This window comes from Mumia sp. Pv4-285 (genome assembly GCF_041320275.1).
GTDB classification, from domain to species: Bacteria; Actinomycetota; Actinomycetes; order Propionibacteriales; family Nocardioidaceae; genus Mumia; species Mumia qirimensis.
Genome location: NZ_CP162023.1, coordinates 2,331,543 through 2,344,997 on the forward strand (window position 1 = coordinate 2,331,543; position 13,455 = coordinate 2,344,997).

17 protein-coding genes are annotated in these 13,455 nt (G+C 70.3%); 9 read left to right on the top strand and 8 right to left on the bottom strand.

The window, feature by feature from the left end; all coding sequences use genetic code 11:
* Window positions 1-16 precede the first annotated feature (16 nt).
* Window positions 17-214 carry a DUF1918 domain-containing protein gene (locus AB3M34_RS11315; protein ID WP_370613917.1) on the top strand — a complete coding sequence of 66 codons (198 nt, stop codon included), beginning with the start codon at window positions 17-19 and terminating at the stop codon, window positions 212-214.
* Here the strand turns inward: AB3M34_RS11315 and AB3M34_RS11320 are convergent.
* Both AB3M34_RS11320 and AB3M34_RS11325 read right to left on the bottom strand, forming a co-directional pair.
* On the bottom strand, window positions 163-552 hold the full coding sequence (locus tag AB3M34_RS11320) for a hypothetical protein (protein ID WP_370613919.1): 390 nt from the start codon (window positions 550-552) through the stop codon (window positions 163-165). The genes AB3M34_RS11315 and AB3M34_RS11320 overlap by 52 nt on opposite strands.
* A 27-nt stretch (window positions 553-579) precedes the next feature.
* Complete coding sequence (locus tag AB3M34_RS11325) at window positions 580-915, bottom strand: YnfA family protein (RefSeq protein ID WP_370613921.1); 336 nt, start codon at window positions 913-915, stop codon at window positions 580-582.
* A gap of 99 nt (window positions 916-1,014) precedes the next feature.
* On the opposite strand from AB3M34_RS11325, the gene AB3M34_RS11330 reads away from it, so the two are divergent.
* A complete protein-coding gene (locus AB3M34_RS11330; protein WP_370613923.1) occupies window positions 1,015-1,317 on the top strand; it encodes a hypothetical protein in 303 nt (100 codons plus the stop codon).
* Between the two features lie 15 nt (window positions 1,318-1,332).
* Here AB3M34_RS11330 and AB3M34_RS11335 read toward each other — a convergent pair whose 3' ends face one another.
* The gene (locus AB3M34_RS11335) at window positions 1,333-1,824 is read right to left on the bottom strand and encodes a phosphoribosyltransferase (protein ID WP_370613924.1); all 492 of its coding nucleotides are present in this window, start codon (window positions 1,822-1,824) and stop codon (window positions 1,333-1,335) included.
* Window positions 1,825-1,897: 73 nt separating this feature from the next.
* Here AB3M34_RS11335 and AB3M34_RS11340 point away from each other — a divergent pair, with 73 nt between their 5' ends.
* Complete coding sequence (locus AB3M34_RS11340) at window positions 1,898-2,539, top strand: MBL fold metallo-hydrolase (RefSeq protein ID WP_370613926.1); 642 nt, start codon at window positions 1,898-1,900, stop codon at window positions 2,537-2,539.
* An 18-nt stretch (window positions 2,540-2,557) separates the two neighbouring features.
* On the opposite strand, the gene add is transcribed toward AB3M34_RS11340, so the two are convergent.
* A complete protein-coding gene (add, locus tag AB3M34_RS11345) occupies window positions 2,558-3,619 on the bottom strand; it encodes an adenosine deaminase (RefSeq protein WP_370613928.1) in 1,062 nt (353 codons plus the stop codon).
* A gap of 129 nt (window positions 3,620-3,748) precedes the next feature.
* On the opposite strand from add, the gene AB3M34_RS11350 reads away from it, so the two are divergent.
* On the top strand, window positions 3,749-5,278 hold the full coding sequence (locus AB3M34_RS11350; RefSeq protein WP_370613930.1) for a helix-turn-helix domain-containing protein: 1,530 nt from the start codon (window positions 3,749-3,751) through the stop codon (window positions 5,276-5,278).
* Window positions 5,279-5,440: 162 nt separating this feature from the next.
* Here the strand turns inward: AB3M34_RS11350 and AB3M34_RS11355 are convergent, their stop codons facing one another.
* Window positions 5,441-6,013 carry a helix-turn-helix domain-containing protein gene (locus AB3M34_RS11355; protein ID WP_370613932.1) on the bottom strand — a complete coding sequence of 191 codons (573 nt, stop codon included), beginning with the start codon at window positions 6,011-6,013 and terminating at the stop codon, window positions 5,441-5,443.
* An 80-nt stretch (window positions 6,014-6,093) separates the two neighbouring features.
* On the opposite strand from AB3M34_RS11355, the gene AB3M34_RS11360 reads away from it, so the two are divergent.
* From AB3M34_RS11360 to AB3M34_RS11380, 5 genes are all read left to right on the top strand, one after another.
* On the top strand, window positions 6,094-7,065 hold the full coding sequence (locus AB3M34_RS11360; RefSeq protein WP_370613933.1) for an NAD(P)/FAD-dependent oxidoreductase: 972 nt from the start codon (window positions 6,094-6,096) through the stop codon (window positions 7,063-7,065).
* Window positions 7,066-7,668, top strand: a complete 603-nt coding sequence (locus AB3M34_RS11365) for a class I SAM-dependent methyltransferase (RefSeq protein WP_370613935.1) — start codon at window positions 7,066-7,068, stop codon at window positions 7,666-7,668.
* A 53-nt stretch (window positions 7,669-7,721) separates the two neighbouring features.
* The gene (locus tag AB3M34_RS11370) at window positions 7,722-8,513 is read left to right on the top strand and encodes a glycerophosphodiester phosphodiesterase (RefSeq protein ID WP_370613937.1); all 792 of its coding nucleotides are present in this window, start codon (window positions 7,722-7,724) and stop codon (window positions 8,511-8,513) included.
* Window positions 8,510-9,895, top strand: a complete 1,386-nt coding sequence (locus AB3M34_RS11375; protein WP_370613939.1) for an MFS transporter — start codon at window positions 8,510-8,512, stop codon at window positions 9,893-9,895. The genes AB3M34_RS11370 and AB3M34_RS11375 overlap by 4 nt, the downstream gene beginning before the upstream one ends.
* 129 nt (window positions 9,896-10,024) lie before the next feature.
* Entirely contained in the window at window positions 10,025-10,414 is a 390-nt protein-coding gene (locus AB3M34_RS11380; RefSeq protein ID WP_370613940.1) for an RNA polymerase-binding protein RbpA, read from the top strand.
* Between the two features lie 142 nt (window positions 10,415-10,556).
* Here the strand turns inward: AB3M34_RS11380 and AB3M34_RS11385 are convergent, their stop codons facing one another.
* From AB3M34_RS11385 to lnt, 3 genes are read right to left on the bottom strand one after another with little or no spacing between them, the layout of a single operon-like run.
* Window positions 10,557-11,045: an FxsA family protein gene (locus AB3M34_RS11385; RefSeq protein ID WP_370613942.1), complete on the bottom strand. Its 489-nt coding sequence runs from the start codon at window positions 11,043-11,045 to the stop codon at window positions 10,557-10,559.
* 38 nt (window positions 11,046-11,083) lie between these two features.
* A complete protein-coding gene (locus AB3M34_RS11390; protein ID WP_370613943.1) occupies window positions 11,084-11,827 on the bottom strand; it encodes a polyprenol monophosphomannose synthase in 744 nt (247 codons plus the stop codon).
* A complete protein-coding gene (lnt, locus tag AB3M34_RS11395) occupies window positions 11,824-13,356 on the bottom strand; it encodes an apolipoprotein N-acyltransferase (protein ID WP_370613944.1) in 1,533 nt (510 codons plus the stop codon). Before lnt ends, AB3M34_RS11390 begins: the two co-directional genes overlap by 4 nt.
* Between the last annotated feature and the right edge of the window lie 99 nt (window positions 13,357-13,455).

The window sequence follows — 13,455 nt, forward strand, 5'->3', positions numbered from 1 at the left end:
GGGAGGGGGTGTGGACATGCACGCGACAGTCGGAGAACGCATCCGCTTCCACGGCCGTACGGTCGGTTCGGCGGACCACAGCGGTGAGATCGTGACGGTGAAGGGTGAGGACGGCCAACCGCCGTACGTCGTCCGGTTCGACGACGGGCACGAGGCCCTCGTCTATCCGGGGGCGGACTGCGAGATCGAGCACGACTCCGCTGGTGACGTCTGAGCGCTGGCCCAGCTCTTCACCGCAGGCGAGGTGATGCAGACCAGCGCGACAGCGCACATGGTCATCCACGCGAGGCCGCGAGCATCGGCGGCACTGACGTCACCGCCGTGGTAGAGCAGGTACACCCATCCGATGCCTGCCATCAGGGTCCAGAACCCCGCGGAGATCGCGAACATCACGCGCGCCCACCGCACGCCGAGCGCCGCGAGCGCGAGCAGCAGCAGGAACGGGGCGCAGGCCTTGTGCTCCTCCTGGAGCAGCCCGACCGCCAGGGTCGAGCAGGTGGCGAGCACGAACAGGCGGACAGTCTCCGCCGGCATCGTACGAGGGCTCTTCACCAGCGAAGGGTACAAGGCCACCGCACGTCAGGCCTCCCGCGGGGCGTACATGATCAGGGCAACACCGACCAGACAGATCAGAGCGCCGGTAACGTCCCACCGGTCGGGTCTGAACCCGTCCATCGCCATGCCCCACAGCAAGGAGCCTGCGACGAAGACACCGCCGTACGCAGCGAGGATCCGTCCGAAGTGGGCGTCCGGCTGCATCGTCGCCACGAACCCGTACGCGCCGAGGGCGAGCACTCCAGCGCCGATCCAGGCCCAGCCACGATGCTCGCGAACGCCCTGCCAGACGAGCCAGGCGCCACCGATCTCGAACAGCGCGGCCACCGCGAACAGGACGATCGAGCGCATCACGGACATCGGTGCTCCTCGCGGGACGTGACGGATCTGGACATTGTTCCAACTCGGACACGGTTGGCGCTCTCGGAGCGCCGCGGTCGGGGACAGGGTGCGGCGGGCGTGCCAGCATCGGCGGGTGCGACACGACAGAGCCTCCGTCGGCCGACGGCGCACGTCGACGAGAACCCCGCCGCGCACGAGGCCGTCCGCGCCACCGCCGACCTGAGGGCGCTCGACCGGCTGACGACCGTCGCCGCTGGTGCCCCGCAGCTGTGGGCGCGGATCACCGACGCGCTGCGTCCGGGCGGCTGCATCGCGGCACGGATCCCCGCCGCCGACGTGTTCCTGCTGCGAGGGTGGACGCGCCTCAGCGAACGCGCCGTGGCCACGGGGGTTCTCGAGGTCGTCGCACGCCGACCATGAAGGGCGGCCTCCGGCTCAGGCGTCCAGCACCCCCGTGCGCCGGACGACCGGGGGCATCGTCGACCACGGGAAGTTGATCCACGCATCCGTCGTCCGCCACGCGAAGTCGGGCTTCATGGTCGAGTGCGGCTTCTCGTAGATGACCGCCGTACGCGCCGTACGGACGTGGTCGGCGCAGAAGTCGTGGACCAGCTCGAGCGTCTTGCCGGTGTCCGCGACGTCGTCCACGATCAGGACGTCGGCCCCGGTCAGGTCGGCTCGGTCGAGGAACGGTGGCAGCATCACCGGCACGTCGAGCCGGGTGTCGACGCCGGTGTAGAACTCGACGCTCATCGTGAAGAGGTTCTTGCAGTCCAGCGCGTACGCCAGGGAACCCGCGGGGATCAGCCCGCCGCGCGCGATCCCGAGCACGATGGTCGGCTCGTAACCACTGTCGGCCACCGCCTGGGCGAGCTCGCGGCTCGCCGTCCCGTACAGCTCCCAGGTGAGGATCTCCCGCTCCGCCATAGGCAGAGCGTAGCCGCGGCCGTCGACCGTGGCCTCCCTGTGCACCGGCGCGGGACGGGAGTTGAATGGCAGCATGCAGATCACGCGATTCGGTCACGCCGCCCTTCTCGTCGAGCACGGCGACCAGAGGGTCCTCATCGACCCGGGCGGCTTCAGCCGTGACGAGACGTTCTCCCTCACGGGTCTCGACGCCATCGTCGTGACCCACCAGCACGCGGACCACGTCGACCGCGACCGCGTCGGCGGGCTCCTCGACGGCAACCCCGCTGCCAGGCTCCTCGCCGACCCGCAGACCGCCGCCGCCCTCGAGGTCGGGGACTGGACCAAGACCGCCGCCGACGTCGCCGTCGAGCTGGGCTCGATCTCCCTCACGGGTGTCGGGTCCCGCCACGCTGTCATCCACCCGGACATGCCGCGCATCGACAACGTCGGTGTGCTCGTCGACGCCGGTGGCCTGAGGCTGTTCCACCCCGGCGACTCGTACGAGACGGTGCCGGACGGTGTCGACGTCCTGGCGGTGCCGCTGAGCGCTCCGTGGGCGAAGGTGAGCGAGACCGTCGACTTCGTCCGGGCCGTGGCGCCGCGGGTCGTCCTGCCGATCCACGACCGCACGATCTCCGACCTGGGCTACCCGATCTACTGGGGACGGGTGAGCGAGCTCGGCGGCGCGGACGAGGCACTGCTGCTCGGCCAGGACGGCTCCGTCACGCTCTGACGTCAGTCGGTCTGACCATCAGGACTCGAGCAGGCCCTCGGCGACGACGGCGTCGATCTCTGCCCGGATGTCGAGCTTGAGCCCGTCGGGGGCGAAGGAGACGTCGACCGCCGTACGGGCGAGGTCGGCGAGATCGACGTAGGTGAGGCCGAAGGCGTCGTGCGCGAGCTGGTACTCGTGCTCGAGGGTCGTGTCGAACATCCCCGGATCGTCGCTGTTGAGCGTCACGACCACGCCTGCCTCCCGAAGCGCGTTGAACGGGTGCTCGTCGATGGACGCGACCGCCCCCGTGCACAGGTTCGAGGTCGGCGAGATCTCGAGCGGGATGCGGCGGTCGGCCAGCTCGGCGACGAGGTCGGGGTCGTCGGCCGCACGGATCCCGTGGCCGATCCGGACGGCACCGAGGACGTCGATCGCGTCGCGGACCGTCTGCGGACCGGTCGTCTCCCCGGCGTGCGGCACGCTCGCGAGCCCGAGCGCTCGTGCCCGCGCGAAGACGTCGGCGAACTGCGGACGTTCCACGCCGACCTCGGGCCCGCCGAGCCCGAAACCCACGGATCCGTCAGGGGCGTACCGCTCGACCCAGTCGATCGTCCGCTCCCCCGACGGCAGCCCGAGCTCGCCGGGGATGTCGAACACCCACGCCAGCTCGATCCCCACCTCACGGGCTCGGGCGCGGCCCGTCAGGAGCGCCTCGGCCAGCTCGTCGGGAGCGATCCCCATGAGCAGCTGGCTGTCAGGCGTCACCGTCAGCTCGGCGTAGCGCACGTTGGTGGCCGCGAGGTCGGCCCCGACCCCGGCGACGAGATCGGCGACGTCCTCGGGCGTCGTGACGAGCTGGTTGGTCTGGATGTAGACCTCGATGAAGTGCGCGAAGTCGCTGAACCGGAAGAACTCCCGGAGTCCGTCGAGCTCCGTCGGCACGCCGATCTCGGGGTGCCGACGTGCGAGCCCGAGAACGGTCTCCGGCGAGGCCGCGCCCAGGAGGTGGACGTGGAGCTCGGCCTTCGGAAGGTCGTGCACGAAGACGTCCACGGGGCGGTCGCGGTTCATCGGCGACACGACGGTGGGGTTGCTCATCGCGCCATTGAACCACCCCGTACGGTGGTGAGGGTCCCTTGCTCGGGTCGGGGGCACGGCGGCGTCACGTGACACGCCGAACACCTTGACCGCGACGATTTATCTCATATGTGAGATACGGTGGAGCCTATGACTGACGACTACCTGACTCGGATCGGGAACCTCATCCGCGATGCCCGCAAGCACCGTGGCCTGACCCAAGCAGAGCTTGCTCAGCTCCTGAAGACCAGCCAGAGCGCCGTGAACCGCATCGAGCAGGGGCAGCAGAACCTCTCCCTCGAGATGCTCGCTCGCGTGGGTGCGGCGCTGGATTCGGAGTTCGTCGCGCTCGGCACCTCCGGCCCGAGCCACCTCCGGGTCGTCGGAGAGACGAAGCTGTCGGGCGCGATCGACGTGAAGTCCTCGAAGAACGCCGGTGTCGCGCTGCTGTGCGCCGCTCTGCTCAACGAGGGGCGCACCACCCTGCGCAAGGTCGCCCGCATCGAGGAGGTCAACCGGCTCCTCGAGGTGCTGGAGTCGATCGGCTTCAAAACCACCTGGATCGGCGACGAGGGCGACCTCGAGCTCGTGCCCCCGGCGACGCTCGACCTCAGCGGCATCGACGAGGAGGCCGCCCGCCGGACCCGCAGCATCATCATGTTCCTCGGCCCGCTGATGCACCGCGAGCAGTCGTTCGACCTGCCGTACGCCGGCGGCTGCGACCTCGGCACGCGCACCGTCGAGCCGCACATGACCGCGCTGCGCCCGTTCGGCCTCGAGGTGAAGGCCACCGAGGGCAGCTACCACGCGATCGTCGACCCCTCCGTCGCGCCGACCCGCCCGATCGTCCTGACCGAGCGCGGCGACACGGTCACCGAGAACGCGCTCCTCGCCGCCGCGCGGCACGAGGGCACGACGGTCATCCGCAACGCCAGCCCCAACTACATGGTCCAGGACCTGTGCTTCTTCCTGGAGAAGCTCGGCGTCCAGATCGAGGGCATCGGCACGACAACGCTGCGGGTGACCGGGCGTTCGCGCATCGACGTCGACGTCGAGTACGCCCCCAGCGAGGACCCGATCGAGGCGATGAGCCTGATCACCGCGGCGATCGTCACGGAGTCCAACATCACCGTGCGCCGGGTGCCGATCGAGTTCATGGAGATCGAGCTGGCACTGCTCGAGGAGATGGGCTTCACGTACGACCGAAGCGACGAGTACCTCGCCGAGAACGGCGAGACCCGGCTGGTCGACATCACGACCTACCCGTCGGTCCTGCACGCTCCGATCGACAAGATCCACCCGATGCCGTTCCCCGGTCTCAACATCGACAACCTGCCGTTCTTCGCCGTCATCGCCGCCAACGCGTCGGGGACCACGCTCCTGCACGACTGGGTGTACGAGAACCGCGCGATCTACCTCACCGAGCTCAACAAGCTCGGCGCGAACGTGAAGCTGCTCGACCCGCACCGTGTCCTGATCGAGGGCCCGACGCGCTGGCGTGCGACCGAGCTGGTGTGCCCGCCGGCGCTGCGACCGGCCGTCGTCATCCTCATCGCGATGCTTGCCGCGAAGGGCACGTCGGTGCTCCGGAGCGTGTACGTCATCAACCGCGGCTACGAGGATCTGGCGACCCGGTTGAATGCGCTGGGGGCCGACATCGAGACGTTCCGCGACATCTGAGGAGTGAGACGGAGGTGTCGGGCGAGGAACGAGCCCGCCGCCGGAGTCGAGCCCCGCAGGATGTCGCGGAAAGAAGAGAGCGACATCTGAGGAGTGAGGTGGAGTGGGACGCGAGGTACGAGCATCCCGCGGAGTCGAGCCCAGCAGGATGTCGCCCTCTCCTCATCCGTCGGTCGCCTTCGTGCGGGCGCGGAGGTGTGCCCGCTCCCCCTGGCGGCCGAAGAGGCTGAGGAACTCGACGGGTTCGTCGCCGATGGCGCCGAACCAGTGCGGCACCCGCGTGTCGAACTCGGCCGCCTCACCGGGACTGAGGACGAAGTCCTGGTCGCCGAGAAGGACGCGGAGCCGGCCGTTGAGGACGTACACCCACTCGTACCCGTCGTGCGTCTTGAGGTCCGGGGTCGTCCGGCTCTCGGGCGCGATGACGAGCTTGTAGGCCTGGATGCCTCCGGCGCGTCGGGTCAGCGGCACCATCGTCATGCCGTTGCGGGTGACGGGCCGCATGTGGATCCGCGGATCTCCGGTCGGCGGTGCGCCGACGAGGTCGTCGAGCGTGACGCCGTACGCACGGGCGAGCGGCAGCAGGAGCTCGAGGGTGGGTCTGCGGCTCCCCGACTCGAGCCGCGACAGGGTGCTGACGGAGATGCCCGTCGTGCTCGACAGGTCGGCGAGGGTCGTCTGGTTCTGCTTGCGGAGGCTGCGGAGCCGCGGTCCGACCGCATCGAGGGTGTCCATGCTAAGCAGTTTGCCACTACAGCAACAATGTTTGCCATCTCGTCGCCTCTCCCCCACCCTCGAGGGAGAGAGGAGAAACGATGCGAGAAGAACTCGAACACAGCTATGACGTCGTGGTGGTTGGAGGTGGCGCCGCCGGGCTCAACGGCGCGCTGATGCTTGCCCGCGCCCGCCGGTCGGTCGTCGTCATCGACGCGGGGTCCCCCCGGAACGCGCCTGCGCACGCGGTCCACGGTCTGCTCGGACGGGAAGGGATCTCCCCGGCCGAGCTGCTTGCCCGAGGGCGTGACGAGGTGCGCCAGTACGGCGGTCACGTCGTCCCCGGCACCGTCGCCGCCGTCAGCCGCGACGTCGACCGGTTCACGGTGGAGCTCGGAGACGGACGTACGCTCGCCGCGCGCAGGATCCTGGTCGCGACCGGCCTCGTGGACGAGCTGCCCGACGTCGACGGCCTGCGCGAGCGGTGGGGCCGCGATGTCGTGCACTGCCCGTACTGCCACGGCTGGGAGATCCGCGGCCAGGCGATCGGCGTCCTCGCGACCGGTCCCCTCGCCGTGCACCAGGCGCTCATGTTCCGCCAGTGGAGCGACGACGTCGTCCTCTTCACCCACACGGCCGCCCCGCCGAGCGTCGAGCAGGCCGAGCAGCTCGCCGCGCGTGGCATCGACGTCGTCACCGGAACCGTCAGCGGCCTGGAGTCCACCGGCGACCGGTTGACCGGCGTACGGATGGACGACGGCAGGGTGGTCGCCCGTCAAGCTCTCGCTGTCGGAGCGCGGATGACCGCCCGCGCCGACTTCCTGGCCGGCCTCGGCCTGCGGACCCAGGAGCACGTCAGCGGAGCCGGAGAGCACCTGGTCGCCGACGGCACGGGACGTACGGAGGTGCCTGGCGTCTGGGTTGCGGGGAACGCGACCGACCTGAGCGCTCAGGTCGGCGCCGCAGCCGCTGCCGGCGCGCTCGCAGGGGCACACGTCAACGCGGACCTGATCGAGGAGGAGACCCGCCAGGCGGTCGCCGCCTTCCGCAGCACCACGAGGGAGGCCTCCTAGATGCCCGAGACGTACGACCCACAGTTCTGGGAGGCGCGATATCGCGCCCACACGCCGTCGAGCGCGAACGCGGCGAACCAGCCGCTGGTCGACGCGGCGACCGACCTCTCCCCGGGTACGGCGCTGGACGCCGGCTGCGGCGTCGGCAACGACGCGATCTGGCTCGCGTCCCAGGGCTGGACCGTGACCGCGCTCGACGTCGCGCCCTCGGCGGTCCGCCGAGCGCGCGAGCGTGCGGCAGAGGCCGGGGGCGACGTCTCCGCACGCATCGACTGGCGCGTGGCCGACCTGACGGTGTGGACGCCGGGGTCCGAGCACTTCGACCTCGTCACGTCCCACTACGTGCACGTCGAAGCGCCGTACGAGGACGTGGTCGAGCGGCTCGCGCGGGCGGTCGCGCCGGGCGGGACGCTGCTCGTCGTCGGGCACGACACCACTCACCACGCCGGCCACGGTGTTGACATCGCGCAGGCCGCCGCGGTTCTCGACCGGGATCAGTGGGAGGTGCAGATCGCCGCAGATCAGCCTCGTACGGCACACGACCCGCACGGTCACGAGGTCGATCTGCGGGACGCGGTGCTGCGCGCCCGGCGCCTCGTCTGACGCACCTTCGCGAACACGGTGGATCGTGAACCCGGGGGCGGCATACTAGGCCCGTGACAGCCCCGGCGCCGCCCTTCCTCGCCTCACCGAAGCCGTTGGCGTTCGCGCACCGCGGTGGCGCCGCGTACGCGCCGAACCGCGACATCGAGAACTCCCTCGCTGCCTTCGACAACGCCGTACGCCTGGGCTACCGCTACCTGGAGACGGACGCCCGGGTGTCGGCCGACGGCACGGTGTTCGCCTTCCACGACGCCACCCTCGACCGGACGACCGACCGGCGCGGAACGCTCGCTCGCCTGGACGCGACCGAGGTGCACCGGGCGCGCATCGGCGGGCGCGAGCCGATCCCGCTCCTGCGCGAGCTGCTCGACGCCTTCCCGGACGCACGCTTCAACATCGACGTGAAGGACGCGGCGACCGTCGCGCCGACGCTGCGGGTGATCGAGGAGGCCGGCGCAACGGACCGGGTCTGCATCGCGTCGTTCTCCCACCGACGGCTCGGGCAGGTCAGGGCGTTGGCGCCGCATGTCACGACGTCGGCCTCCCCACCGGAGATCGCCCGGGTGATGGCACACCCGTGGCGGGTCCTGCCCGCACTGCGCAGGACGGGGGTGTCGTGCGTCCAGGTGCCGACGCGGCGGGGGTGGTTGTCGATCGTGACGCCGAAGTTCGTCCGCGCCGCGCACACCCTCGGTCTGGAGGTCCACGTGTGGACCATCGACGATCCGTCCGAGATGGCTCGACTCCTCGACCTCGGTGTCGACGGACTGATGACCGACCGCATCGACGTCCTTCGAGACGTCCTCACTGCCCGCGGGCTCTGGACCGGAGGGGACCCCCGATGACGACCACCGACCCCACAGCGACGGCTGGCTCACGCCGTCGCGAGCAACGCGCCTGGTACTGGTACGACTGGGCCAACTCCGCCTACATCACGAGTGTCGGCACGGTCCTCATCGGCCCATACCTGACGTCGGTCGCCGAGCGCGACGCGTGCGGGCGCGTTGGCACGGCGGCGAACCCCTGCGACGGCAACGTCGACCTGCTCGGCCTCGGGCTCTCGGCCGGCTCCCTGGTGTTCTACGTCGTCACGTTCGCCACCCTTCTCTCGGCGCTGGTCCTGCCGATCGTGGGCGCCATCGCGGACCGGGTGCAGTCCAAGCGGACCCTGCTCGCCCGGCTCGCCTGGACGGGCGCTGCCGCCGCGTGCTGCATGTTCCTCGTCGCCGGCAGCAACTGGCAGCTCGGCGCAGTCCTCCTGGTGTTCGCCAATCTCTGCATGGGGGCCTCGCTCACGGTCTACGACGCGATCCTCATCGACGTCGCCGCGCCCGAGGAGCGCGACCGGGTCTCCTCGCGCGGATGGGCGTTCGGCTACCTCGGCGGCGGCGTGCTGCTGCTGGTCAACCTCGGCATGGTGCTCGGCGCCGGGGAGCTCGTCGGCACGGACACCGCGGTCCGGATCAGCCTGCTCTCCGCGGGCCTGTGGTGGGGCGGGTTCACCGTCCTGGCCTACCGCGGACTGCGCGACCACCCGCCAGCAGACATCCCGCCGGACGACTCCCGGCTCGAGTCCGGACTGATCAGACGCAGCTTCGGCCAGCTCTGGGCGACCCTGCGCCACCTCAGGAACTATCCGCAGACCCTGCTGTTCCTGATCGCGTACCTGTTCTACAACGACGGCATCCAGACGGTCATCTACTCGTCGTCGGTCTACGGCCAGAAGGAGCTGGGCTTCTCGCAGGAGGTGCTGATCGCAACGATCCTGCTGGTCCAGTTCGTGGCGATCGCAGGAGCGCTCTCCTTCGGCCGGATCGCCGGACGCATCGGTGCCCGCCGCACGATCATGGGCGGGCTGGTCGTCTGGATGGTCATCGTCTCCTGCGGCTACGTCATGCCTGCCGGTGAGGTGTTGCCCTTCCTGGCGCTCGCAGCAGGGATCGGGATCGTGATGGGCGGAACCCAGGCGTTGTCGCGCTCGTTGTACTCGCAGATGATCCCGCCGGGGCGCGAAGCCGAGTACTTCAGCCTCTACCAGGCCGCCGAGCGTGGCACGAGCTGGCTCGGTACGCTGGTGTTCGGTCTCGTCCACCAGGTGACCGGGTCCTACCGGCCGGCGATCTTCGCCTTGATCGTCTTCTTCATGGTCGGATTCGTCCTCCTGGTACGGCTCGACCCACGACGTGCGATTCACGAGGCCGGAAACCCGGTCCCCGCAAGGGTCTGAGGGGTGGCGTAGGACACTCTTCGCTCTCAGGGGAATCTCACAAGCCCCCGATACGTTGGACAGTGTGGATGGAAACGGACACGTTTCGTCCAGTTCAGATCGTGTGGAACCAATGTCGGGAGGGCAGTGATGGCTGAGCGTTCACTTCGAGGAGCACGGCTCGGGACCCAGAGCTTCGAGGACGAGCGGGGTGTCGAGATGGCGCCGCGTCAGGAGGTCGAGTACGTCCTCCCCGACGGCAAGTCCTTCACCGTCACGATGGCCGACGACGCCGAGGTTCCCGCCGAGTGGGAGGACCCGCGCACCGGCAAGGTCGGCCGCCGCGTCGACGGCGAGGCGCCCGAGCAGAAGGAAGTCAAGGCCCCGCGTACGCACTGGGACATGCTCCTGGAGCGGCGTTCGATCCCGGAGCTCGAGGAGATCCTGACCGAGCGTCTCGAGCTGCTGCGTGCCGGTGAGATCGGCCCGGCCCACCTGCACCGGCCGGCCAAGGTCAAGGCCAAGGCGCGCAAGCGCTGAGCAGGACCGTCGCCCGCGGACCACGTCCGCGGGCGCTGTAGAGCCCTCCCCCAACAAGACACCTGGGTCGCGCCCTCCCCCGTGGCGCGGCCCAGGCTTTTGTCTGCCTGCGGCCGGCGTCCCGAAGATGGTCCTCAGCCGGTCAGGGCTCGTCGACGACCTCGCCCTGCACGACGGTCCGCGCTGCGGGCCCGGCGGGCGCCCCGGAAGTCGACTGGCCGCTCGCGACGTCGGGGCGGGCTGCCGGCCGACCGAACCGGTCCGTGACGATCCACGAACCCTTGCTCTCTGCCCAACGCCGCGTACGCCGAGCGGCGATCCGTCGGACCGGCGGGATCATCAGGACGAGCCCGACGAGCGCCGTCAGGAAGCCGGGGACCGCGAGCAGGACGCCCGCGACGGCGCTCGGACCACCGCTGTCCGCAGGCGGGACGATGCCGTCGGCGGCCGCGGCACGCAGCACCTGGAGCTTGCGACGCCCGGCACTGCGCAGGATGAGCACCCCGATCACGGAGAGCGCGACCAGCGCCAGCAAGGTCTGGCCCACGCCGATCAGGCCGGCGACGCCGACAGCGATCGCGATCTCGACCACGGGGAGCAGCAGCAGGGCGGCCATGAATCCTCGACGCATCGGCCTCTCCTTGGGGTGTCCGGTGTCGCGGGGGGCTGTCAGCTCCCCTGCCCCGAGAATACGCCGCGCAGCCAACGCGTCCGGTCCTGCACGGCCCAGCCGGTGACGCGTACGAGGGCCTCGCGCACGATGGCGCCGTCCATCTTGGACTCCCCCGCGACGCGTTCGACGAAGGTGATCGGGACCTCGCGGACGTCGTAGCCGGCGCGCACGGCGCGGCGCGCGAGGTCGACCTGGAAGCAGTAGCCGTGCGACGCGACCTCGGCGTCGAGGATGTCGCGCAGCACCGTGGCACGGAACGCGCGATAGCCGCCGGTCGCGTCCCGCAGCGAGAGGCCGAGGGCGAGCCGGGCGTAGGTGTTGCCGCCGCGCGAGAGCACCTCACGCCGCTTCGGCCAGTTGACGACCTCTCCGCCGTCGACCCACCGGGCACCGAGCACCAGGTCGGCCCCGGCGTCGATCGCGGCCAGGAGCCGGTGCAGCTGCTCGGGCTGGTGCGAACCGTCGGCGTCCATCTCGACCAGCACGTCGTACGAGCGGTCGAGGCCCCAGGCGAAGCCGGCGAGATAGGCGGCGCCGAGGCCGTTCTTCGCCGTACGGTGCATCACGTGGACCGCGTCGTCGGCAGCGGCGAGGCGGTCGGCGATCGCGCCCGTGCCGTCCGGCGACCCGTCGTCGACGACGAGCACGTCGACCTCCGGCTCGGCCGAGCGAACGCGCCCGACGATCGAGGCGATGTTCTCGACCTCGTTGTAGGTCGGGATCACCACAAGGGTCTTCACCGTCGACGCACCTTCCTCCGGACGCTGCTCAGCAGTACGAACGCGACGACCAGCATCGCAGCGCCCTCGACCCACACACCGAGGCGGGTGCCCCACGTGGTCTCGGTCGCCGCGGTGACCTCGTGCCCGAAGGACGCCGGCTGCTCCTCGGGAGCACGCTCGAGCTCCGTACCGTCGGGCCCGATCATCCCTGAGATGCCGTTCGTCGACGGCACCGCGACGTAGCGACCCGACTCGATCGCACGCAGCCGCGCGATCTGCCACTGCTGCTCGCGCTGTGCCGTCCCGGTGAAGGTCGCGTTGTTCGTCTGGACGACCAGCAGCTCCGCCCCGTCCATCACGGCGCTTCGCGCGAGCCCGTCGAACAGCACGTCGAAGCACATCATCGTGCCGACGGTGGTGTCGCCGATCTCCAGAGCCCCCGACTGGTCGCCGGCCAGCATGTCGCGCGGGACCTCTTCCGCCAGCAGCGGCACGAGACGCTCCGAGAAGTCCCGCATCGGGACGTACTCGCCCCACGGGACCAGGTGCTGCTTGATGTACTCGTCGCCGGGCCCGGTGACCGGGTCCCAGACGAGGCCGGCGTTGTACGCGGTGCCGTCGGTGGGCCCGTCGAGGATCGCGCCGACCAGGATCGGGGCGCCGACGTCCTCGGCGGCTCGGGTGATCGCCTCACCGGCCTCGGCGTCGGTGGTCGGGTCGATGTCGGAGGCGTTCTCCGGCCACAGGACGATGTCAGGTTGGGGTACCTCGCCCGCTCGCACCCGCATGGCGTACGCGCCGGTCTCGCGGATGTGGTTCTCCAGCACCTCGCGCTGCTCGCCGAACCACTGGGCTCCCGTGCCCGGGACATCACCCTGGACGACCGCCACCTGCATCGTGCGTCCCGCGCCGGCGATGCCGACCGGCAGGACTGCCCCCAGCGCGACCACGGCGAGGACCGCGGTGGCGCCGACGACCAGCCGGCGGGCACGACCCCGACCCTGACGCCATCCGACGAACGCCCAGACGACCAGGGCCGCCGTCAGGAACACCGTGCCGGACAGCGCACCGACACCGAGCCAGCGCGCGATGGGCGCCAGCGGCGAGTCGACAGCCGCGAACGCGATCCTTCCCCACACGAACCCTCCGAACGGAAACAGGCTGCGGGCCAGCTCCATCGCCATCCATGCGAGTGCTCCCAGCAGTGGCCAGGCGCGACGCCGGGCGATGATCGAGAAGACCGCTCCGAACGCGCCGTAGAACAACCCCTCGAACGCCGCCAGAGCGACGTAGGCAGCCGGCACGTCGAACACCAGCACCCATCGGAGGAGGACGAGGAGGAACGTCGTGCCGAACAGCCAGCCGAGCCACGCACCGACCCGCACGCTGGCACCACGAAGGGCCACGACGAGAAGGACGAGACCAGGCCAGACGAGCCACGGCTGAGAGAACGGAGCGAAGCCGCCCGCGACGAGGAGTCCGGCGATCGCGGCGGCGGCGGTCCGCCGGAACCAGGTCCGGTCGGCGAAGGAGAAGGGGCGTGGCACGGGACAACGCTACCCGGCGGAGAAGTGCGCCCCCGCAGCGATGGCCCGGACAGAGATCCGCCAGAAGTCCGACACCCTTCGGACCAGCTCGCGCTGTTG